The organism is Rathayibacter sp. AY1E8 (genome assembly GCF_002931415.1).
GTDB lineage: Bacteria > Actinomycetota > Actinomycetes > Actinomycetales > Microbacteriaceae > Rathayibacter.
This window is the reverse complement of record NZ_PSVI01000055.1, coordinates 1-21,511: the sequence shown is the minus strand read 5'-3', so window position 1 is coordinate 21,511 and position 21,511 is coordinate 1. Positions and strand designations below refer to the sequence as shown.

Here is a 21,511-nt window from a genome sequence, read left to right as displayed (position 1 = left end):
GCTTCAAGCTCGTCACGCACGCCTACGACGTCCTGAGCGACGCCCAGCAGCGGGCGCAGTACGACCGCGGGCCCCAGGAGGGCTTCGGCGGCGGGGGCCGGGAGGTCGGGCCTACTCCTCGCCGAGGAGGCGGGAGAGGTAGCGGGCGACGGCGCGCACCGCGGTGATGTTGCCGGAGTAGTCCATCCGGATCGGGCCGAGCACGCCCAGGCGCGAGACCTGGCCGCCCGCGGTGTTGTACCCGCTCGTGAGCACCGAGGTCTCCTGCAGCCCGAACGGCGCGTTCTCGCGGCCGATGCGCACCGAGATGCCCCGGGGGTCCGGGGTCATCTCGGCGAAGAGGCGCAGCAGCTCCACCTGCTCCTCGATCGCCTCGAGCACGGGGTAGATGCTGCCCGAGAAGTCCTCCTCGGTGCGGACGAGGTTCGCGGCGCCGGCCATGACCAGGCGGTCCTGCCGGTTGGCGCCGACCTGCTCGAGCAGGGTCTGCACGATCGGCGTCAGCACGTGGCGCCGCTCGGGGCTGAAGCGCTCCGCGACGGAGCCGAGCGTCTCGGCCGCCTGCTGGAGCCCGAGGCCCAGCACGGCCGTGTTGAGCTTCGCGCGGATCTCGCCGAGGAGCGCGTCGTCCACGTCCTCCGGGGTCTCGAGCACGCGCTGATCGACCCGGCCGGTGTCGGTGATCAGCACCGACAGGAGGCGGCGGGGAGCGAGGGCGACGAGCTCCACGTGGCGCAGCCGTGCGGCTCCGAACGACGGGTACTGCACGAGCGCGACGCTGTTGGTGAGCTGCGACAGCAGGCGGACGGTCTTGACCAGCACCTCGTCGAGGTCCGGGCTCTGCCCGAGGAACGTCTCGATCGCCTGGCGCTGCGCGGAGGTCAGCGGGCGCAGGTCGGCCAGCTGGTCGACGAAGAGGCGGTAGCCCTTGTCGGTCGGCACGCGTCCGGAGGACGTGTGCGGAGCCGCGATCAGCTCCTCCTCCTCCAGCTGGGCCATCTCGTTGCGGATGGTGGCGGCCGACACGCCGAACGCGTGGCGCTCCACGATCGACTTCGAGCCCACCGGCTCCCGGTTCGCCACGTAGTCCTGCACGATCACGCGCAGGACCTGGAGACCGCGCTCCGTGACCATACGACCGACCTCCCGCCGGACTCCGAGTGCCCGCGGGCACGACCGTCTGCGGCGCTGACGCCGCGCGGAGCCTGGCACTCCGCAACTCTGAGTGCCAATCATAACCGGGAGGCGGACCGCCCGGCGGGGTTGCGCGGGGATCGGCCGGGGTGCACTCCTGCAGGGCCGCGGGGAGGAGCCCCGTCATCCCCGAGGAGGAGGTCCCGCGCGGCCCGGTGCGCAGGGAGTCGCCGCATGCCACGATGGACGCCGAGCGCACGGGGGACGCCCGTCGCCGCCGCCGGAACGGAGACCATCATGTCGGCCACCCCTCCCCCGCCCCCCGTCTACGGGACCCCGGCTCCGCCGCTGAACCCGGCGGACGAGAAGACCTGGGCGATCGTCACGCACGTGACCGGGATCTTCTTCAGCTTCCTGCCCTCGCTGATCGTCTTCCTGGTCTTCAAGGGGCGCGGACCGTTCCTCGAGGCGCACGCCAAGACGGCCCTCAACTTCCACCTGACGACGCTGATCGCCTACGTCGCCGGGACGATCCTGTCCTTCGTGCTCGTCGGCTTCATCGTGTTCCTGGTCGTGCCGATCCTGGTGATCGTCTTCGCGATCATCGCCTCGGTGCGCGCCAGCGCGGGCGAGTACTACACGTACCCGCTCAGCATCCCGTTCTTCAAGTAGCCGCGGAACCGGGGCGGCCGTGCGTCGCCCGCCCCGGGATCCGGCCTCAGCCGTCGGTGAGGCGGCGCACGACCGCGTCGGCCAGCAGACGGCCGCGCAGGGTCAGCACGATCCGGCCGCCGAGCGCCGCCCGGCCGTCGACGAGGCCGTCGGCGATGAGCCCCGCCACCTCGCTGCGCCGATCGGCGTCGATCGCGTCGATGGGCAGCCCGTCCGCCAGACGCGAGCGCAGCAGCACGTCCTCCACACGCCGCGTGCCCGCGTCGAGCGTCTCCCGCCCGGCAGCGGGCGAGGCACCGGTGCTCAGCCGGTCGGCGTAGGCCGCCGGGTGCTTCACGTTCCACCAGCGCACGCCTCCGACGTGGCTGTGCGCGCCGGGACCGACGCCCCACCAGTCGTGGCCGAGCCAGTACGAGAGGTTGTGCCGGGAGCGGTGGGCGTCGTCGCGGGCCCAGTTGCTGACCTCGTACCAGGAGTACCCGGCAGCGGCCAGGCGCGCGTCGGCGAGCTCGTACATGTCGGCCGTGAGGTCGTCGTCGGGGGTCGCGACTTCGCCGCGGCGGATCTGCCGGGCGAGCTTCGTGCCGTCCTCCACGATCAGGGCGTAGGCCGAGAGGTGGTCCGGCCGGTTGGCGAGCGCGGAGTCGAGCGACCGCTCCCAGTCGGCCAGGGACTCCCCCGGCGTGCCGTAGATGAGGTCGAGGCTGACCTGCAGGCCGGCCTCCCTCGCCCACTCGACCACGAGCGGGACCCGCTCCGGGTCGTGGGTGCGCTCGAGCGTGGCGAGGACGTGCGGCACGGCCGACTGCATCCCGAAGCTGACGCGGGTGAAGCCCGCCTCGGCCAGCGCGCGGATGTAGGCGGCGTCGACGGAGTCCGGGTTCGCCTCGGTGGTGATCTCGGCGTCGGGCGCGACCCCGAAGTGGGTGCGGAGGCCGTCCAGCATCCGCACCAGGTCGCCGGCGGGCAGGAGGGTGGGCGTCCCGCCGCCGAAGAAGACCGTGCGGGCGGGGCGTCGGGGCAGACCCGCGCGCTCGAGCACCTCGGCACCGAGAGCCATCTCGGTGATCGCCTCGTCGGCGTAGTCCTGCTGCTTCGCCCCACGGAGCTCGGTCGCCGTGTAGGTGTTGAAGTCGCAGTACCCGCAGCGGACCCGGCAGAACGGCACGTGCACGTAGAGGCCGAGGTCGCGCTGCTCCACGCCGTCGACGACGGACGCGGGCAGTCCGCCGTCGAGCGGAGCAGGATCGGCGATCGGGAGGGCGCTCCCCACGTCAGCTGACGCGCGCCGGCAGCAGCGCGCGCAGGTACTTGGCGACCTGGCGCTTCTGCACGGCGCGCAGCACCGGCGCGCCCAGGCGGTAGAGGCGGGTGGAGGGTCGCGAGAAGACCCGGATGACGAGCCAGACCGAGTCGTCCGCGCGCTTCTCGACGACGAAGGACTCCTCGCCGCTCTCGGGGTGGCCCTCGAGGGTGCCGTAGGCGAAGCCGACCTGGTCGGGCTCGTCGACGACGTAGACCACGCGGACCGGGGCGTCGAAGACGCGGCCGAGCAGGGTCACGCGGAGCACGGCGGTCACGCCGGCGGTGATGTAGGGGGTGCCGTCGGGAGCGAAGTGCTCCTCCGTCGGCCGGCTGACGAGGTCGATCGGGGTGCCCGCCGCGTCGAAGTTGACGCCGGTGTACTGCACGCCGCTCCCGCTGGTGATGTCGGTCACCTCGATGCCGCTGCCGCGCTGCACGCCCCAGGTCATCAGGGAGGCGGTGGTGATGGCGAAGCGCTCGTCGCCCGAGCCGAGACGGGCCTCGAAACGCTCGGCCGTGAAGCCGTCCGGCGGGTACTCGAGCAGGTCGGGTGCCAGAGTGCCGCCGACCGCCGCGTAGGTGACCTGCGGCTGGCCCTCGAAGTTGGAGCGGCGGATGCTCACGTCCCGACCTTCTTCCCGGACTCCTCGAGCGCGGCGCGCGTCGAGTCCGCGGGCCGGGTGGTGCTGTCCATCCGACCCAGCGTATCCGACCGTCGGCGTCCCGAGCCGGGAACGACCGAGGGCCCTCCCCCGCCGGAGCGGGAGGAGGGCCCTCGTCGTGGTGCGGGTCGGTTCAGCTGCAGGGAGTCAGCTTCGCGACGGCGTCCGACAGGGTGCCGGTGCCGCCGAGGAGGACGATGCGCGTCGCTCCGCCTGCCTTGATGCCCTGCAGCACCTTGACCGGCACGCAGGTCGGGGGCACGGCGAAGAGGGGGCTCCCCGTGCGCCCGGCGGCCGCGGCTCCGGCCAGGGCGTCGGGGAAGTTCTCTCCGGTGGCCAGGAACACGGTCTCCGACCCGCGGGGGAAGGCCGCCCGGTTGAGCTGCTCCGAGGTGTCGTAGCGGTCGACCCCGCCGATGCGGCTCACGGTGGGTCCCCCCGGCACAGTGAGGGAGTTCTGGATGCCGGCGCTGACCGACAGCTCGGATCCCGCGATGGTGAGCACCGGCGGCCGGAGCCGCGTCAGGATCCCGACAGTGGTCGGATCGGCCGCCGGGAGGCCGCCGTTCACGAGGACGACGGGGGCGGAGTTCTTGCCCGCGGCGGCGGTGGCGCTGAGCGCGTCGGGGAACTTCTCGCCGGTCGCGAGCCAGGCCCCCTTCGGCGAGGTGCCGAAGGCGCTCTCGATGATCTTCCGCGACGTGTCGTAGCGGTCGGTGCCTCCGAGGCGGAAGACCCTCCCGTTCGCGTACTGGCCGAGGTCGGTCGCGAGGGCGTCGCTGACGCTGAGGTCGGAGCCGACGACGACGATCCGCTGGGGCTTGAGACGGGTGAGCTCGTCGCGCACGACCTGGCTCACCGAGTCGCGGTCGACCAGGAGGAGCGGGCCGCCCTGCTTCGCGGCGGCGGGACCGGCGCTGAGCGCGTCGGGGAAGTTCGCGCCGGTGGCGATGTAGACGACGGGGACGCCGGGGGTGTCGAAGGTCGCCTTCGAGATCTCGACCGCGGTGCCCTGGCGGTCGGTGCCCGCGAGGCGGACGACCTCCAGGCCGGTGCCCGGCGTCGGGGTGGTGGTCGACGGGACGACGCGCAGCGGCGCGCGCACGATGACGCCGGTGCCGGAAGGCTGCTCCCCGCCGCGGCTGAGTCCCTTCACCTCGACCGACGGGGCGCCGAGCGGCGTCGTGTCGCTGAAGGTGAGGTAGCGGTCGAAGAACTCCTGGGTCGGGGTGATCGCGATGCCCCGGCCGTCCTGCACGACCTTGGGGACGGCCTTCAGGCGGCCACCGTCCTCCGTTCCGACCGTGGCGCTGAGGCCCGCGAGGTCGAAGAAGCCGGGGACACCGGAGTCGAGGACGATGACGTCGCCCGCGCCGGCCTCGGTGACAGTGCCGCCGCCGGCCCAGAATTCGCCGTTGGCGCGCTCGGAGGAGGTGGACGTCGACAGGTCGAGGTCGGCCTCCGCGGACCCGCTCGCAGCAGTCACCTGGAGGTCGGCGGAGAGGGCGAGGACGAAGCCGGTCCGGTCGACGCCGGCCGGAGCGTACGCGTCGTCCGCCTCGTCCTCGGCGCCGTTCAGGAGGAGCGAGAGCGAGGTGCCGCCGAAGGAGCCGGCGGCGCGTCCGATCGGGATCTGGATCGAGTTGGTGGCGGTGTCGACGACGGATTCGCCGCTCGCGAGGTCCGTCGCGGTGCTCCTCAGCTGCCACGTCACGACCCGGTAGCCGGGGTGCGACCACTCGGTGAAGGTGTCGGGAGCGGTGGAGTCGGGCAGCTCGACGGTCAGCGTGGTCGCGTCTCCGGGCACCGGAAGCGGCACGTCGGTGCCGAACCGGGCGCTGTCCGACCAGGAGTAGGGCGCGGGCGCGACCGGGATCACCTTGTTCGCTGCCGAGGCCGGTCCCGCCGCCACCAGCGATCCCGCTGCGACGGCCGCGATGCTCGCGAGCGCCGCCCCCGTCCTGATCCAGCGCTTCCTCGTGCTCGTAGGCACCACGGACTACCACCCTTCTTCATGGTGGAGGACCGGTCGTCGACGCTGCAGCCCCCCGTGCGGATCGATCTCGATCCACGGCCGCGTCCTGGCGTCCGAAAGCTATCGGTCCGCTGTGAGGCGCCGCAATCCCCGAGGACACAATGTCCCGGACGGGGGGTGCGTCACCCGTCCGGGAGGGGGGACGGGCGCCGGCGACGGGGCTCGCGCTACTTCTTGTCCTTGGTCTCGACGTCGCCCGAGAGCGCGGCGATGAACGCCTCCTGGGGGACCTCGACGCGGCCGACCATCTTCATCCGCTTCTTGCCCTCCTTCTGCTTCTCGAGGAGCTTGCGCTTGCGGGTGATGTCGCCGCCGTAGCACTTGGCCAGGACGTCCTTGCGCATCGCGCTGATCGACTCGCGGGCGATGATCCGGGCGCCGATGGCGGCCTGGATCGGCACCTCGAACTGCTGACGCGGGATCAGCTTGCGCAGGCGCCCCGTCATCAGCACGCCGTAGGCGTAGGCCTTCTCCCGGTGCACGATCGCGCTGAACGCGTCGACCTGCTCGCCCTGCAGCAGGATGTCGACCTTCACGAGGTCGGCCTCCTGCGAGCCGGCGGGCTCGTAGTCGAGCGAGGCGTAGCCGGCGGTCTTGGACTTGAGGTTGTCGAAGAAGTCGAAGACGATCTCGCCGAGGGGCATGTGGTAGCGGATCTCGACCCGGTCCTCGCCCAGGTACTCCATGCCGATCAGGGTCCCGCGGCGGCTCTGGCAGAGCTCCATGATCGTGCCGACGTAGTCCTTCGGCGCGAGGATCGCGGCCTTGACGATCGGCTCCGTGACAGCGGCGATCTTCCCGACGGGGAACTCGCTCGGGTTCGTGACGGTGACGGTCTTCTTGTCCTCCGTCGAGACCTCGTAGATGACCGAGGGCGCCGTGGTGATGAGGTCGAGACCGAACTCGCGCTGCAGGCGCTCGGTGATGATCTCGAGGTGCAGGAGGCCGAGGAAGCCGCAGCGGAAGCCGAAGCCGAGCGCCACCGACGTCTCGGGCTCGTAGACGAGCGCCGCGTCCGAGAGCTTGAGCTTGTCGAGGGCCTCGCGCAGGTCCGGGTAGTCGCTGCCGTCGATCGGGTACAGGCCCGAGAAGACCATCGGGAGCGGCTCGGTGTAGCCGGGCAGCGCCTGCGTCGCGGGCTTGGACGCCGTGGTGACGGTGTCGCCGACCTTCGACTGGCGCACGTCCTTCACACCGGTGATCAGGTATCCCACCTCGCCGACCGCGAGACCCTGCGTCGCGACGGGCTCGGGGCTCGACACGCCGATCTCGAGGATCTCGTGCGTGGCGCGGGTCGACATCATCTGGATCTTCTCGCGCGGCGAGAGCTTGCCGTCGATCATCCGGACGTAGGTGACGACCCCGCGGTAGGCGTCGTACACGGAGTCGAAGATCATGGCGCGCGCAGGGGCGGAGGGGTCGCCGACGGGCGGCGGGATGAGCTCGGTGACGCGGTCGAGCAGCGCCTCGACGCCCATGCCGGTCTTGCCGGAGACGCGGAGGACGTCGTCCGGGTCGCCGCCGATGAGGCTCGCGAGCTCCTTCGCGTACTTCTCGGGGTCCGCGGCCGGCAGGTCGATCTTGTTCAGGACAGGGATGATCGTGAGGTCGTTCTCGAGCGCGAGGTAGAGGTTCGCGAGCGTCTGGGCCTCGATGCCCTGCGCCGCGTCGACCAGGAGGATCGCGCCCTCGCAGGCCGCCAGCGAGCGGCTGACCTCGTAGGAGAAGTCGACGTGGCCCGGAGTGTCGATCATGTTCAGGGCGAACGTGCGCCCGTCGCGCTCCCACGGCATCCGCACGGCCTGCGACTTGATCGTGATGCCGCGCTCGCGCTCGATGTCCATGCGGTCGAGGTACTGCGCGCGCATCGCCCGGTCCTCGACGACACCCGTGATGCCGAGCATCCGGTCGGCGAGGGTGGACTTGCCGTGGTCGATGTGGGCGATGATGCAGAAGTTGCGGATGGACGCCGGATCGGTCGCGGCGGGCTCGAGCCCGGAGTGTGCACGTGGAGACATCGTGGGACCAGTGTCCCATGCCCGGCGGCGGAGGCCGGGACCGGCGGCTACAGATCGAGTCCGTAGGTGCGGGTGGGCTCGACGCCGGGCGGGTTCTCCCGCTCGCCGAGGCGGACGAAGCCCATGCTCTCGTAGAGGGCGTGCGCGGTGGTCATCAGCGTGCCGCTGTTCATCACGACCCGCTGGAGGCCCCGCTCAGCGGCGAGCATCACGACGAACTCCGTGAGCAGCCGCCCGAGACCCCGCCCACGTGCCTCCGGGGCGACGGCGAGCAGCCGCCAGTCCAGCTCGCCGGGGCGGCCGAGCTCGTAGAGGTTCGCGCCCGGGCGCGCGGTGGTGACCGTGGCGAGGATCCGCCCGTCGCCCTCGACGGCGACCCAGACCTCGCCCTCGACGTCGTGCCGGGCGACCGCGGCGACGTCGGCGGCGTACTCCTCCCCCAGCTCGTAGTCGTGGGCGTAGGCGGCGAGCCGCAGGCGCGAGACCTCGTCGTACTCCTGGGCCCGGACGCGCCGGACCAGCACCTCGGCGGCGCTCATCCGCGCACCGGGGCCGGGAGGGCGCGCAGCCCGTGCTCGAGCGCGGCGGGATCCGCGGCGAGGCAGACGCGGATCCAGCCCTCGCCGGTGCGGCCGAAGGCGCTGCCGGGCGCGACGGCGACGAGGGTCTCGAGGAGGAAGGACTCGACCCACGAGGCGACGTCCCCGCTGGTCGCGTGCGCCATGTCTATCCACAGGTAGAACGCGCCCTCGGGCTCGCGGTAGGCGATCCCCCGCTCGTCGAGCACGCCCGTCGCGAGCCGCAGGTTGGCGAGGTAGTGGTCGGAGGCGGCGGCCACCGCGTCCTGCGGCCCGGTCAGAGCGGCGAGGGCGGCGCGCTGGTCCGGAGTGGCGACGCAGCTGATCGCCGCCTCCTGCACCGTGACCATGATCGACGTGAAGCCGGGAGGCGTCACGAGGTAGCCGACGCGGACGCCGGTCATCGCGTAGGTCTTCGAGAAGGAGAAGACGCTGAGGACGCGGTCGGCGTCGTCCCCGCGCTCCTGCGCGATCGCCGCGAGGCTCACGTGCGGGCGCCCGTAGGTGAAGTACTCGTAGACCTCGTCGCTGAGCACCCACAGGTCGTGGCGCCGGGCGATGTCGAGCAGGCGCTCGAGGACCTCCCTTGGGAACACCACGCCGAGCGGGTTGGACGGGCTGTTGACGATCAGGACGCGGGTCCGGTCCGTGATCAGGCGCTCGACCTCCTCGGGATCGGGGAGGAAGGCGTTCTCGGCGCGCAGCGTGTACGGCACGGGCACGGCGCCGATGGTCCGCGCATTGGTCGTGAAGACGGTGTAGCCCGGGTCGGGGATGAGCACCTCGTCGCCGGGCCCGAGCAGGAGCGTCATCGCCTGGTGCAGCGCCTGCGTGGCGCCGACGGTCACCCAGACCTGCTCGACGTCCGCCTCGATGCCGTTGTCCCGCGCCAGCTTCTCGACGATGGCGCGCCGGAGCTCGGGGACTCCGCCGTTGGGCCCGTAGCGGGTGTCGTCGGCCGCCCACGCCGCCCGGGCCGCCTCGATGATGTGCGGCGCGGTCGGCACGTCGGGCTCGCCCACCGCGAGGAGGGTGACTCCGTCGAGCCGCAGCGCGATCTCGAACAGGTGGCGGATGCCCGAGGGCGGCACCGCGGAGAGGTGATCGGCGAGACGGGGCACCGGCGTCACGTTACCGGCGGGCCCGGACCGCGAGACGCCACGGCGGTCCGCCTCCCCGGCGTGTCGCCCTGGCGGTCCCGACCCGGACGGCGCGGCACCCGCGGGCGCGGCGCGGTTGAAGGGTGACGACGGGTGCGCTAAAGTTCCTTGTTGGCTTGCGCTCCCCCTCCGGACATCCGGCAGGCGTGGAGTGATCAGAAGCCGGCGACCTCCAGTCGCACCGCAGGGCGTTCAGACGCCCGCGGAAGGGGCACTCCGTCGAGTAGCCGGCTGCACACACGCACATCCGAGAAGAAGGTAATCCACGTGGCAAACATCAAGTCGCAGATCAAGCGCAACCTCACCAACAAGAAGGCGAACGAGCGCAACAAGGCCGTCAAGAGCGAGCTGAAGACCGCCATCCGCTCGGTCCACACCGCCATCGCCGCCGGCGACACCGAGAAGGCCGGCACCGCCCTCGCCTTCGCCGCCAAGAAGCTCGACAAGGCCGCCAGCAAGGGCGTCATCCACAAGAACCAGGCCGCGAACCGCAAGTCGGCCATCGCGAAGCAGGTCGCCGCGCTGTAGTACTGCGCGAAGCTGCAACGACGAAGGGTCCGGCCTCTGGCCGGGCCCTTCGTCGTTTCCGCTTCGCGGTCGACGGGCTCCTCGTGCCTCGTCGCCCGTCGCGCAGTCGGCTTCCGCGCTTGGTTGCGGTGGGAGGAGCGGGTTTCGTTCCGGGTACGACGATCCGCTCGCACGCGGATCGCCGGTGACCCTGCGAAGGCATCGTCCGGCTCTCGATCGGCTGCGGCCCGGTCGGCTACCGCGGAGGGTCGCGGGGGGAGGCGCGGAGAGCGTTTCGGGGTACGACGATCCGCTGACACGCGGATCGCCGGTGAGCTGTGCCGTCTTCGACGGGCTCCTCGTTCCTCGTCGGCCGTCGCGCGGTCGGCTTACAGGGGTGGTCGCGGTGGGAGGAGAGTCCTGCGTTCCGGGTACGACGATTCGCTGACACGCGGATCGCCGGTGACCCGCACCGATCTCGACGAGCTCCTCGTTCCTCGTCGCCCGTCGCGCGGTCGGCATGCAGGGGTGGTCGCGGTGGGAGGAGCGGGGAGCGTTCCGGGTACGACGATCCGCTCGCACGCGGATCGGCGGTGACCCGCACCGATCTCGACGGGCTCCTCGTTCCTCGTCGTCCGTCGCGCGGTCGGCTTACAGGGGTGGTCGCGGTGGGAGGAGCGGGTTCCGTTCCGGGTACGACGATCCGCTGACACGCGGGTCGCCGGTGACCCTGCGAGGTCGTTGTCCGACTCTTCGTCGGCCGCGGTGCGACCCTGCGAGGGGAGGTGAACCCTTCGCTGCTGGTCGAGCAGCCGCGGAGCGGCGGATCGAGACCCGCCGAGGACGAGGTCGGTGCGGATCGCGGGAGCAGGGCCTTTCGGGCGGGTCAGAGGCCCCGGGCGGAGACGACGGAGACCATGCGCTCGAGGGCGTACACGGGGTCGCGGGTGGCGCCCTTCACGTTCGCGTCGGCGTCGGCGACCGTCAGGATCGCGGTGCCGAGGCCCTCGCCGGTCCAGCCCTGCAGGTCGCGCCGGGCCCGGTCCACCTGCCACGGAGCGAGGCCCAGACGCGAGGCGACCTGGCCCGAGCCCTCGCGCGAGCCGGCGACCTTCGCCATGGTCCGCAGCTTGCTCGCGAACGCGGCGACGATCGGTACCGGGTCGGCACCGGAGGCGAGGGCGTGGCGGAGCCCGAGCAGCGCCTCGCCGTGACGGCCCGCGATCGCCGAGTCGGCGACGGTGAAGGCCGTGGTCTCGACGCGGCCGCCGTAGTACTTCGCGACGGTCGCCTCGGTGATCTCGCCGGTGACGTCGGACAGCAGCTGCTGGCACGCCGACGCGAGCTCGTCGAGGTCGTCGGAGAAGGCAGACACCAGGGCTCGGACGGCACCGGTGGTCGCCGTGCGGCCGGCGGTGCGGAACTCGGCGATCGCGAAGTCGACCTTGTCGCTCTCGCGCTTGAGCTCGGCGCAGACGATCTCGATGCCGCCGCCCGTGCCCGAGCGGATGGCGTCGAGGAGCTTCTTGCCCCGGTTGCCGCCGCCGTGGCGGAGCACCAGGGTCGCCCCGTCCGCGGGCGCCGAGAGGTAGTCGAGGGTCTCGAGGAGGAACGCGTCCGTGCACTTCTCGACGTTCGAGACGCGGATGAGGCGGGGCTCGTCGAAGAGGGACGGGCTCGCGAGCGTCAGCAGCTCCCCCGGCGCGTAGCCGCCGGCGTCGATGTCGCTGACCTCGAGGCTCGGGTCCTCGGCCCGGAGGAACTCGCGGAGGAAGCGCAGCGCGCGGTCGGCGAGGAACTGCTCCGGGCCGGTGATCAGCACGATCGGCGCCGGCCGGGTCTGGTTCCAGGCGAGCTGCGGGATCGCCGCCTTCGAGGGCGCTGCCTTCGCGCGCGCCGGGGCCCTGCCTGCCATGCCGTGTCCTTCCGTGCCGCGCCCGTCCGAGCGCCCTCCACCCTACGGCCCGCTCACGGCGCCCCGAGGCCGCCGCGGGAGCCGTCGCGCCGCTCACCCAGACCGCGATCCCGTCGCTGCGGGACGCGAGCACGACCGTACCCTCGACATCCGACCTCAGCGCCTCGACCCCGCGCTCGGCCAGCAGAGCGAGGAGCGACGGATTCGGATGACCGTAGTCGTTCTCCGCCCCGACGGAGATCAGCCCGACGCTCGCGCCGAGCGCGTCGTAGAGGGCGGGCGACTGGTCCGCGGAGCCGTGGTGCGCGACCTTGACCACGTCGACCCGGCCGACCGGCAGCCGGGAGACGCGCCCCTGCTCCTGCTCGCCGAGGTCGCCCAGGAGCGCGACGGAGAGCGGGCCGCCGCGGGCGTCCGGGCCGATGTCGACCCGGAGGGTCACGCTCGCCTCGTTGCCCCGCAGCGCGCTCCGCCGCTCCGGCCACTCGACCCGCCAGCGCAGCGAGCCGAGCGCGCCGCTGTCGCCGCGGACCGCCTCCTGCACGGCGACCCCGGCGCCGGTGAGCGCCGCCCGGTCGCGCTCGTCGTCGCGGCCCGCGGCGGGCCCGACGAGCGCGGCGTCGGTCCGTCCGAGGACGGCCTGGAGCCCGCCGACGTGGTCGAGGTCGTAGTGCGTCAGCACCAGCAGCGGGATCCGGTCCACCCCCATCAGGCGGAGGCAGGCCTCGAGCGGTGCGGGCTCGGGCCCCGTGTCGACGAGCAGCACGCCCGCGTCTCCGCGGAGGAGGACCGCGTCGCCCTGCCCGACGTCGCACATCGCGACACGCCAGTCCTCGGGAACCGAGGCGGCGCGGAGGAGCGGCGTGGCGACGGTGGTGCCGCCGGCGGCCGCGATCGCGCACGCCAGCCCGACGGCGGCGATCCGGCGCACCCGCGCGAGCCGCGGCGACTGCGTGACCAGCACGAGGGCGAGCAGGGTCAGCACGGTGAGCGCGAGCGCTCCTCCCACTCCGGGCCACCAGGCGATCCTCGGGGCGGGCCACGAGTCGACGGCGCGGGCGATCGAGGCGATCCACCAGGCGGGGATGGCGGCGAGCCGGATCGCCGCGTCGGCGGCTCCGGGCCACCAGGGGGCGAGCAGGCAGCCGATGAGCCCGAGCCCGGTCGCGGCGGGTGCCGCGGGCTCGGCGAGCAGGTTGGCGAGCACTCCGTACACCGGCACCGACGGGTCCACGAGCAGCAGCACGGGCTGGCAGGCGAGCTGCGCCGCGGTCGGCACCGCGAGCAGCAGGGCGAGAGGCCGGGGCAGCACTCGACCGAGAGCGCCCGCGATCGGCTCGGCGAGCAGCAGGAGTCCGGCGGTGGCGAGGACGGACAGCACGAAGCCGAGCCTCCCCGCGATCGAGGGGTCGGCGGCCACGAGCACGACGACGGTCGCGAGCAGGGCGGGCACGGCCGCTCCGGAGCGACGCCCGAGCCGCGCGAGGAGGACCACCGTCGCCATCACGGCGGCCCGCACCACGCTCGGCTCGGGGGTCACCAGCACCACGAAGCCGGCGAGCAGGGCGAGGGCGGCGACGGTCCGGAGGCGGCGCCCGGCGCCGAGGAGCGCCGCGATCGTCCAGCCGGCGACCACCACCACGGCGCAGTTGGCGCCCGAGACGGCGGTCAGGTGGGTGAGCGACGCGGTGCGCATCGCCTCCTCGAGCCCCGCGTCGAGCGCGGACGTGTCGCCGGTCGCGAGGCCCGGCAGCAGCCCCGCCACGTCGCCGCCGACCAGCGCCGCGCGTTCGAGGAAGCGCGAGCGCAGCACCTCCGCGACGGCCGCCGCTCCCCCGGGACCGCGCCGGTCCTGAACGGACGCCGCCCTCAGCATCGTCGCCTCGCCGACGGGCGCCTCCTGCGCCGCAGCACGCGCCTCCAGGTCGAGCTCGGCGCCCACCGGCAGCCGACCGCCGGGATCGGCGAGCAGCACGCGGACGGGGGCCGCGGTCGACGCGTCTCCCACCCGCAGCGCCGTCGCGTCGAACCACACTCCCCCGGTCGCGAGCGGTCGGGCACCCGTGTCGACGCGCACGGTGACCGGGGTGAGGGCGCGATCCTCCTGTGCCTCCCGCAGCGACGCCGGGTGGTCACCGGGCGCCGCGGCGACGACGGAGGTGAGGGCGAGGGCGGCACCCGCGCCCCCGACGAGCACCGCTCCGACCAGCCGCCCGCCGAGGCCGCGCCGGAGCAGGACGCACGCCGCCCCGAGCAGCACCCAGCCCGCGGCGCACCACGAGAGGCCCCCGTCGAGCACTGCCGCGACCGGCAGCATCCCGGCCGCCCACGCGGTGGTCCAGGCGGCCACCGCTGCCGGCAGGAGCCGCAGGTCCGCCGCCCGCACGCTCCTCACGGCGCGACCTGGTCGCGGAACGCGGCGAGCGTCTTCTCGCCGATCCCGGGGACCTCGAGCAGCTGGTCGACGGAGGAGAACGGGCCGTTCGCCTCCCGGTGGGCGACGATCTTCTTCGCGGTCGCCGGGCCGATCTCGGGCAGCTCCTCCAGCTGGGCCGCCGTCGCCGTGCTCAGGCTCAGCACGGATCCGGCGGCGGAGGCTCCTCCTGGAGCGGCCCCGCCCGGAGCCGCTCCCGCCGCGGCCGGCGCCGCTCCCACGGCCGGCACGACGATCTGCTCGCCGTCGACGAGCCTCCGGGCCAGGTTGACCGCCGCGCGCTCCGCCGACTCCTGGAACCCTCCGGCGGCGGCGACCGCGTCCGCCACCCGCGCCTCCGGCGACAGGACGTACAGCCCGGGAGAGGCGACCTCCCCGGCCACGTGCACGTACAGCGACTCGACCACCGCAGCAGCGGGCACGCTCGTCGACACGGCGGGCTCCAGGACCCGCTCATGACCGCTCGACCGTGCTCCCGCGAGCAGCACCGCGACCACCGCGGCGCCGATGACGAGCACGACCGCCGCTCCCACTCCCACGCGCCAGCGCGGGCGGGCGCGCCGAGGCCGCAGCAGCGCCGTCAGCTGCTCGTCGTCCGTCCCGCTGGTCTCTGGCATCCGCCGACGGTAGGACCCGCGTCACCGCCCGGCGCGGCCGCCGACACCGATCCGGGGAGAGCCCGCCGGATCGCCTCCCTGTGGAGGAGAGGGCAGCACCGGCGAAGAACGCACGACGGGGCCCCTCCCGCGAGAGGAGGAGCCCCGTCGGGACGGATCGGCGGCTAGACCGCCTTCGTCACCAGGTTCACCAGGCGCGGCGCCCGCACGATCGCCTTCACGACCTCGCGGCCGACGAGAGCCCGGGCGACGCCGGCCGTGGCCCGCGCCTTCTCCTCGAGCTCGTCGGAGGAGATCTTCGGCGAGACCTCGAGCCGGTCGCGGACCTTGCCGTCGACCTGCAGGATCGCCGTGACCTTCTCCTCGACCAGCAGCGACGGGTCGGCCTTGCGCCACAGCGCGTGCGCGACGGTGCCCTCGTAGCCCAGACGGTGCCACATGTCCTCGGCCGTGTACGGCGCGAACAGGTTGAGAGCCATCGCGACCACCTCGACCGCCTCGCGGACCGCGGGGTCCCCGGCCCCGGCGCCCGAGTCGACGACCTTGCGGGTCGCGTTGACGAGCTCCATCAGCCGCGCGACCACGACGTTGAACTTGAACGCCTCGATCAGCGACGGGGACTCCGCGAGGAAGCGGTGGGTCTGGCGGCGCAGAGCCGCGTCGCCCGACTTCCACTCGACGTCGGGCCTCGAGGTGACGTCCTTCGCCAGGCGCCAGGCGCGGGCGAGGAACTTCGCGCTGCCGCCGGGCGAGACGTCGGCCCAGTCGATGTCGTCCTCGGGCGGGCCGGCGAACGCCATCGTCAGGCGCACGGCGTCGACGCCGAACTCGTCCAGCTGGTCCGAGAGGCGGACGATGTTGCCCTTCGACTTCGACATCGCTGCGCCGTCCATCTGCACCATGCCCTGGTTGAGCAGCGCCGTGAACGGCTCCGTGAACGACACGTAGCCCAGGTCGAACAGCACCTTGGTGATGAAGCGCGCGTACAGCAGGTGCAGGATCGCGTGCGTCACGCCCCCGACGTACTGGTCGACGGGCGCCCACTTCTCGGCGAGCTTCGGATCGAAGGCCTGCGTGTCGTCCTTCGGCGAGAGGAAGCGGAGGAAGTACCACGAGGAGTCCACGAAGGTGTCCATCGTGTCCGGGTCGCGGCGCGCGGGCGAGCCGTCCACCGGGTGCGGCACGTTCACCCAGTCCTCCGCCGCTCCGAGCGGCGACGAGCCCTTCGGCTGCAGGTCGAGGCCGTCGGTGGAGGGCAGGACGACGGGCAGCTGGTCCTCGGGCACCGGCACGAGCTCGCCGTCGGCTCCGTGGATGATCGGGATGGGGGTGCCCCAGTAGCGCTGACGCGAGATCAGCCAGTCGCGCAGGCGGTAGTTCTTGGCCGAGCGGCCGCGGCCGCGCTCCTCGAGCATCCTGATGACGCGCTCGATGGCGGTGCGCTTGGAGAGCCCGTCGAGCGGCCCGGAGTTGATCAGGCGGCCGTCGCCGGTCAGCGCCTCGCCGGTCGTGGCGGGGTCGAGCGAGTACTCCTTCTCGAGCGCGGCCAGCTCCTCCGGGTCCTCCGGGATGACCGGGATCGCCCCGGTGACGGACGCGTTGGTGTCGACGACCACGCGCACGGGCAGGTCGAAGGCGCGGGCGAAGTCGAGGTCGCGCTGGTCGTGCGCGGGCACGGCCATGACGGCTCCGTGGCCGTAGTCGGAGAGGACGTAGTCGGCGGCCCAGATCGCCAGCCGCTCGCCGTTCACGGGGTTCACCGCGTAGCGGCCGAGGAACACGCCGGTCTTGGGGCGGTCGGCGGTCAGGCGCTCGATCTCGCTCGACTTCTGCACCGTCTCGAGGTAGCTGCGGAACGCGTCGCGGATCGCGGGCTCGGAGCCCTCGACCAGCTCGGAGGCGAGGTCGGAGTCGGGCGCGACGACCATGAAGGTCGCCCCGTAGAGCGTGTCGGGGCGCGTGGTGAAGACGGTGACGCGCTCGTCGCGGCCCTCGATCTCGAACTCGACGTCGGCGCCGATGGAGCGGCCGATCCAGTTGCGCTGCATGGCGATGACCTTCGACGGCCAGGATCCCTCGAGCTGGTTCAGGTCGTCGAGCAGCCGGTCGGCGTAGTCGGTGATCTTGAAGTACCACTGCGTGAGCTTCTTCTTGACCACGACCGCGCCGGAGCGCTCGGAGGTGCCGTCCGCGAGGACCTGCTCGTTCGCCAGGACCGTCTGGTCCACCGGGTCCCAGTTGACCCAGCTGTCCTTGCGGTAGGCGAGGCCCTTCTCGTACATCTTGAGGAACAGCCACTGGTTCCACTTGTAGTACTCGGGGTCGGAGGTGTGCAGCACGCGGTCCCAGTCGAAGGACGCGGCGTAGCGCTTCATCGAGCGCTTCTGCTGCTCGATGTTGTCGTAGGTCCAGGTGACCGGATTCAGCCCGCGCTTGATCGCGGCGTTCTCGGCGGGCAGGCCGAAGCTGTCCCAGCCGATCGGGTGGAGGACGTTGAAGCCCTGCTGGCGCCAGTAGCGCGCGATCACGTCTCCGAGCGCGTACGCCTCGGCGTGGCCCATGTGCAGGTCGCCCGAGGGGTACGGGAACATGTCGAGCACGTACTTGCGGGGGCGCTTGTCGTCGGGGTCGTCCGTCGCGAACGGGCGCGTCTCCTCCCAGATCGGGAGCCACTTCTCCTGGAGCGCTCGGAAGTCGTAGCGCTCCTCGTCGCTCGCGCCGGTCTGCCGGGAGGTGTCTTCTGCCACAGGTGCTTCTCACTTCTGAAGGAGGGGGAGAACGCGCACGCGTGGGCGGCTGCGTTCGACCATCAACCCTACTGGCCCTGCGCGCACGGGAGACGAACGCGGCGCCCGCTCACTCCTCGGCGGCGCCCAGCACCGCGAGGAGCGCCCGCGCCTTCAGCCGCGTCTCCTCGACCTCCTCCTCCGGCACCGAGAGCGCGGTGATGCCGCCGCCGGTCCCCAGGCGGGCGCGCTCGCCGTCGAGCACGAGGGTGCGGATGGTCATCGCGAGGTCCAGCGAGCCGTCCGAGCCCAGGCGGCCGAAGGCGCCGGAGTAGACGCCGCGGGGACCGCCCTCCCACTCCCGCAGCAGCTCCACGGCCCGGCGCTTGGGCGCTCCCGTCATCGAGCCGGCCGGGAAGAGGGCTGCGATCAGCTCGGCGATCCCGACGCCGGGCGCCCGGCGGGCCGAGACCTCGCTGACCAGCTGGTGGACGTGCGGGTAGCTCTCCACCTCGAGCAGGCGGTCGACGACGACGGAGCCGGGGGCGGCGATCCGGGCGAGGTCGTTGCGGACGAGGTCCACGATCATCACGTTCTCGGCCCGCTCCTTCACGCTCGACACGAGCTCGTCCCGGAGCGCGCGGTCCTCGTCGGCGTCCCGGCCCCGGGGGCGCGTGCCCTTGATGGGATGCGTGGCGACGCGTCCATCGGCCCCGCCGGTGAGGAACCGCTCGGGCGAGGCGCTGACGAGCGCGAGCGGGCCGAGGCGGATCAGCCCGCCGTGATGGCTCGGGCTGGAGCGGCGGAGGCGACGGTACGCCTCGACGGGATCGAACCGGCCCTCGACGACGATCTCGTCGGTGAGGCAGAGCTGGTAGGCGTCGCCCGCGCGGATGGCCTCCTGGCAGCGGCCGATCAGCGCCGTGTACTCGGCGGCGGAGTGGCGGCGGACCGGGTCGCCGGCGGGCTCGGGATCCGCGGGGTCCGCGGGTGCGGGCGCGCCGACGAGCTCGAGCAGGCGCGCGGTGAGGTCCTGCGCGTCGCCCGTGGCGACCAGGCGGACGGTCCGGGCCCCGTGGTCGAACTCGAGCACGGGGTCGCCTCGGAGCAGGGCGAGGGCGGGCGGATCCGCGGGGCCGGCCGGCGCCGTCGGCAGGGAGACGAAGGCGGCTCCCGCCTCGTAGGAGATCCAGCCGTAGCGGCCGAGCGCGCGGTCGCCCGCGGGGGCCTCGTCGTCGACCGCGGCGAGCGCCGCCGCCACGTCGCCGCCGGCCTCGACGAGGAGCACGTCCTCGCGGGCGCACGCCCCGAGGTAGGAGCGGCCGCTCGTCGCTCCGAGGCCCGAGTCGAGCCAGAACGACGCCTCGGCCGTGGCGAACAGGGCGTGGTGCGCGAGCTCCGGATCGACCCAGGGCAGCTCGATCGAGCGGACGTGCCGATCCTCCGAGACCACTGGGCTAGCGTAGGCGGTCGTGGACGGCGAGCAGGTTCGGGAGTGGGACGGGAGGGCCCTGACGAGCGTTCCCGAGCCGCCCGGCACCTCCCTGGACGCGGCCGACTCCTGGCTGGTGGACGAGGGACGCGTCCGCGGGCTCGACCTGCACCGCGAGCGGTTCGCCGCCTCCGTCGCTTCGGCGGGCGGGCACCCGGACGTCGAGCCGTTCCTCCACGCCGCGATCGCCGCCCTGCCCCGCGAGGGCCGGTCCTTCCCCCGCGTCGAGCTCTCGGGAGGCGCCCTGCGGCTCCGACTGCGATCCGCCCCGCCGACGTCCCGCTCCGTGGTGCTGTGGACGAGCCCCGTGGATCCGCGCCGGACACCCTCCTGGAAGGGGCCGGACATCGCGCGTCTTGCCCTCCTCCGCACGCGCGCGCACGCCGCGGGAGCGGACGAGGCCGTGCTGCTCGACGCCGACGGCGCCGTCATCGACGGAGCGAGCAGCGCGATCCTGTGGTGGCTGGGCGATGCGCTGGTCGTCCCTCCGGCGACGAGCACCCGCGTGCGCAGCGTGACGGCCCGCACGGTCTCAGTGCTCGCCGGCGCGCTCGGCGTGGACGTGATCGAGGCCCCGGCCGAGCCGGAGTCGCTGGAGGGCCGTGAGGTCTGGACGGCCAACGCCCTGCACGGTCTCCGGCTGGCGACCGCCTGGGTGGACGGACCGGCGCTCGCCGCGGAGCCGGGCCGCCTGGACGCCTGGCGGAAGCGGCTGGACGCTCTCAGGCGGCCTCTCCCGGCGCTCTGACCCGCGGAGGACCTCAGCTCCCGCGCGTCCCCCAGACGGAGGGCCCCCGTTCCGGTCGCACTCGTGCGTCCGCCGTGCGAGCATCGAGTACCCCCTCTTCCGGCCCCCGCCGGCCACTCGAGAAAGTCCTGCGATGACGCGTTCCCCCTCCCCCCGCCCCCTCGCCTCCGGGCTGATCGCGCTCGTCGCGACCGGGGCCCTGCTCTTCGGCGCGACCCCGGCCCTCGCCGCGGAGAACCCGCAGAAGCCCCTCTCCTCCTCCGAGGAGGCGCCGACCGGCCTCGCCCCCGCGAGCGAGTCGCCCGAGGCCGCCCAGCAGACCGCCCGCGCGGCCGTCAGCTACTACAACGCCCTCGTCGGCGGCGAGGAGCTGGCCGCCGGACAGCGGATCGTCTCGGGCACGAACGGCTACTCGTTCCGGATGCAGACCGACGGCAACGCCGTGCTCTACGACCCGCAGGGCCGCCCCACTTTCGCCACGAACACCCAGGGCCGCGGCGACCACCTGGTCATGCAGACCGACGGCAACATGGTCGTCTACTCCGCCAAGGGCGGCCCGGTGTGGAGCACGAACACGATCAACGAGGCGGGAGCCTCGGTGATCATGCAGCCCGACGGCAACCTCGTCGTCTACCGCGAGAACGGCTCGCCCGCCTGGGCGAGCAGCGTCCGCCGCGTCATCGCCGAGCCGGTGACCGACACGCTATTCACGGAGCAGACCCTCCGCCCCGTCCACCAGCTCACCTCCGCCGACGGCCGCTTCAGCGCCGTCATGCAGAACGACGGCAACTTCGTCGGCTACGGCCCCCAGGGCGCCGTCTGGGGCACCGGCACCGGCGGCTCCGGCAACCGCATCACCATGCAGAAGGACGGCAACGCCGTCATCTACGGCTCCGACGGCTCCGTCAAGTGGTTCTCGGGCACGCGCGGCAAGGACCTCCGCCTGGGCATCAACAACGCCGGCTCGCTGATCATCGTGAACCCGTCCGAGGACGTGATCTGGACCAGCCAGGCCGCCTTCCCCTCGACCACCCTCTACGCGGCGAACTCGCTCGAGGCGGGCAGCTTCCTCCGCTCCGCGAACGGCGTCTACCGAGCGGTGATGCAGGCGGACGGCAACTTCGTCGTCTACGGCAAGAACGGCCCGATCTGGGCGTCGAAGACCACCCGCGCAGGCGGCTTCTTCGCCCTCGACACCAGCGGGCAGATCGCCGTGGGCACCGAGACGACGAGCGGATGGTCGGTCGTCCCGCCCGCCGCGTCGGTCGGCCCCTACAAGCTCGTCATGCAGGACGACGGCAACCTCGTCGAGTACGACAGCCGCCGCGCGGTCTGGGCCAGCCGCGGCTGACGCCCCTCCGCCACGACGCCCCCTGGTCCCCGGACCGGGGGGCGTCGTCGTCTCCCCCGCCGTCGGGCTGTTCGTCCTGGTGCTGGCGCCGGACGTGTTCCTGCCGGTGCGCCAGGTCGGTGCCGAGTTCCATGCGGCGGCCGACGGGGTGCAGGCT

At 73.0% G+C, this 21,511-nt stretch carries 15 protein-coding genes and 1 pseudogene; 4 read left to right on the top strand and 12 right to left on the bottom strand.

What is annotated here, in order from left to right; genetic code table 11:
• Positions 1 to 111: 111 nt before the first annotated feature.
• Positions 112 to 1,134: a heat-inducible transcriptional repressor HrcA gene (gene hrcA, locus C5C74_RS14030; protein WP_104223131.1), complete on the bottom strand. Its 1,023-nt coding sequence runs from the start codon at positions 1,132 to 1,134 to the stop codon at positions 112 to 114.
• A 234-nt stretch (positions 1,135 to 1,368) separates the two neighbouring features.
• Between hrcA and C5C74_RS14025 the strand changes: the two genes are divergently transcribed.
• On the top strand, positions 1,369 to 1,806 hold the full coding sequence (locus tag C5C74_RS14025) for a DUF4870 domain-containing protein (RefSeq protein ID WP_244229439.1): 438 nt from the start codon (positions 1,369 to 1,371) through the stop codon (positions 1,804 to 1,806).
• A gap of 46 nt (positions 1,807 to 1,852) precedes the next feature.
• Here the strand turns inward: C5C74_RS14025 and hemW are convergent, their stop codons facing one another.
• The 6 genes from hemW to C5C74_RS13995 all read right to left on the bottom strand — a co-directional run bounded on the left by hemW (position 1,853) and on the right by C5C74_RS13995 (position 9,525).
• Positions 1,853 to 3,079 (bottom strand): radical SAM family heme chaperone HemW, encoded by a 1,227-nt coding sequence (gene hemW, locus C5C74_RS14020; protein ID WP_104351752.1) that lies wholly within the window; start codon positions 3,077 to 3,079, stop codon positions 1,853 to 1,855.
• Position 3,080: 1 nt separating this feature from the next.
• Complete coding sequence (locus tag C5C74_RS14015; RefSeq protein WP_244229440.1) at positions 3,081 to 3,734, bottom strand: DUF1990 family protein; 654 nt, start codon at positions 3,732 to 3,734, stop codon at positions 3,081 to 3,083.
• A 172-nt stretch (positions 3,735 to 3,906) separates the two neighbouring features.
• Positions 3,907 to 5,769, bottom strand: coding sequence for a cell wall-binding repeat-containing protein (locus C5C74_RS14010; protein WP_104351751.1), 1,863 nt, complete (start codon positions 5,767 to 5,769; stop codon positions 3,907 to 3,909).
• A gap of 206 nt (positions 5,770 to 5,975) precedes the next feature.
• Positions 5,976 to 7,826, bottom strand: a complete 1,851-nt coding sequence (gene lepA, locus C5C74_RS14005; protein ID WP_104223127.1) for a translation elongation factor 4 — start codon at positions 7,824 to 7,826, stop codon at positions 5,976 to 5,978.
• 47 nt (positions 7,827 to 7,873) lie between these two features.
• Entirely contained in the window at positions 7,874 to 8,365 is a 492-nt protein-coding gene (locus C5C74_RS14000; protein ID WP_104223126.1) for a GNAT family N-acetyltransferase, read from the bottom strand.
• Complete coding sequence (locus tag C5C74_RS13995; RefSeq protein WP_104351750.1) at positions 8,362 to 9,525, bottom strand: pyridoxal phosphate-dependent aminotransferase; 1,164 nt, start codon at positions 9,523 to 9,525, stop codon at positions 8,362 to 8,364. Before C5C74_RS13995 ends, C5C74_RS14000 begins: the two co-directional genes overlap by 4 nt.
• A gap of 306 nt (positions 9,526 to 9,831) precedes the next feature.
• Here C5C74_RS13995 and rpsT point away from each other — a divergent pair, with 306 nt between their 5' ends.
• Positions 9,832 to 10,092 carry a 30S ribosomal protein S20 gene (rpsT, locus tag C5C74_RS13990; protein WP_097165711.1) on the top strand — a complete coding sequence of 87 codons (261 nt, stop codon included), beginning with the start codon at positions 9,832 to 9,834 and terminating at the stop codon, positions 10,090 to 10,092.
• Positions 10,093 to 10,957: 865 nt separating this feature from the next.
• Here the strand turns inward: rpsT and holA are convergent.
• The 5 genes and pseudogenes from holA to pabB form a co-directional block, all read right to left on the bottom strand.
• Positions 10,958 to 11,986, bottom strand: a complete 1,029-nt coding sequence (holA, locus tag C5C74_RS13985; protein ID WP_104225645.1) for a DNA polymerase III subunit delta — start codon at positions 11,984 to 11,986, stop codon at positions 10,958 to 10,960.
• A gap of 568 nt (positions 11,987 to 12,554) precedes the next feature.
• Positions 12,555 to 13,682: pseudogene (locus C5C74_RS18060) on the bottom strand (ComEC/Rec2 family competence protein); the annotation flags it as partial.
• Positions 13,683 to 14,377: 695 nt separating this feature from the next.
• Positions 14,378 to 15,037, bottom strand: coding sequence for a ComEA family DNA-binding protein (locus tag C5C74_RS13970; RefSeq protein WP_104351749.1), 660 nt, complete (start codon positions 15,035 to 15,037; stop codon positions 14,378 to 14,380).
• Positions 15,038 to 15,201: 164 nt separating this feature from the next.
• Entirely contained in the window at positions 15,202 to 17,784 is a 2,583-nt protein-coding gene (gene leuS, locus C5C74_RS13965) for a leucine--tRNA ligase (RefSeq protein WP_104351748.1), read from the bottom strand.
• A gap of 109 nt (positions 17,785 to 17,893) precedes the next feature.
• Complete coding sequence (gene pabB, locus C5C74_RS13960) at positions 17,894 to 19,216, bottom strand: aminodeoxychorismate synthase component I (RefSeq protein ID WP_104338053.1); 1,323 nt, start codon at positions 19,214 to 19,216, stop codon at positions 17,894 to 17,896.
• 19 nt (positions 19,217 to 19,235) lie between these two features.
• On the opposite strand from pabB, the gene C5C74_RS13955 reads away from it, so the two are divergent.
• Together C5C74_RS13955 and C5C74_RS13950 are read left to right on the top strand one after the other, a co-directional pair.
• Positions 19,236 to 20,003 (top strand): aminotransferase class IV, encoded by a 768-nt coding sequence (locus tag C5C74_RS13955; RefSeq protein WP_258064180.1) that lies wholly within the window; start codon positions 19,236 to 19,238, stop codon positions 20,001 to 20,003.
• A 133-nt stretch (positions 20,004 to 20,136) separates the two neighbouring features.
• Positions 20,137 to 21,354, top strand: a complete 1,218-nt coding sequence (locus C5C74_RS13950; RefSeq protein ID WP_104351747.1) for a hypothetical protein — start codon at positions 20,137 to 20,139, stop codon at positions 21,352 to 21,354.
• Positions 21,355 to 21,511 lie beyond the last annotated feature (157 nt).

What these genes read in the sequence shown, in the direction of transcription:
- hrcA (WP_104223131.1), bottom strand. Translation starts at nt 1,134, where the DNA reads ATGGTCACGGAGCGCGGTCTCCAGGTCCTGCGCGTGATCGTGCAGGAC.
- C5C74_RS14025 (WP_244229439.1), top strand. Translation starts at nt 1,369, where the DNA reads ATGCCACGATGGACGCCGAGCGCACGGGGGACGCCCGTCGCCGCCGCC.
- lepA (WP_104223127.1), bottom strand. Translation starts at nt 7,826, where the DNA reads ATGTCTCCACGTGCACACTCCGGGCTCGAGCCCGCCGCGACCGATCCG.
- C5C74_RS14000 (WP_104223126.1), bottom strand. Translation starts at nt 8,365, where the DNA reads ATGAGCGCCGCCGAGGTGCTGGTCCGGCGCGTCCGGGCCCAGGAGTAC.
- holA (WP_104225645.1), bottom strand. Translation starts at nt 11,986, where the DNA reads ATGGCAGGCAGGGCCCCGGCGCGCGCGAAGGCAGCGCCCTCGAAGGCG.
- C5C74_RS13970 (WP_104351749.1), bottom strand. Translation starts at nt 15,037, where the DNA reads ATGCCAGAGACCAGCGGGACGGACGACGAGCAGCTGACGGCGCTGCTG.
- C5C74_RS13950 (WP_104351747.1), top strand. Translation starts at nt 20,137, where the DNA reads ATGACGCGTTCCCCCTCCCCCCGCCCCCTCGCCTCCGGGCTGATCGCG.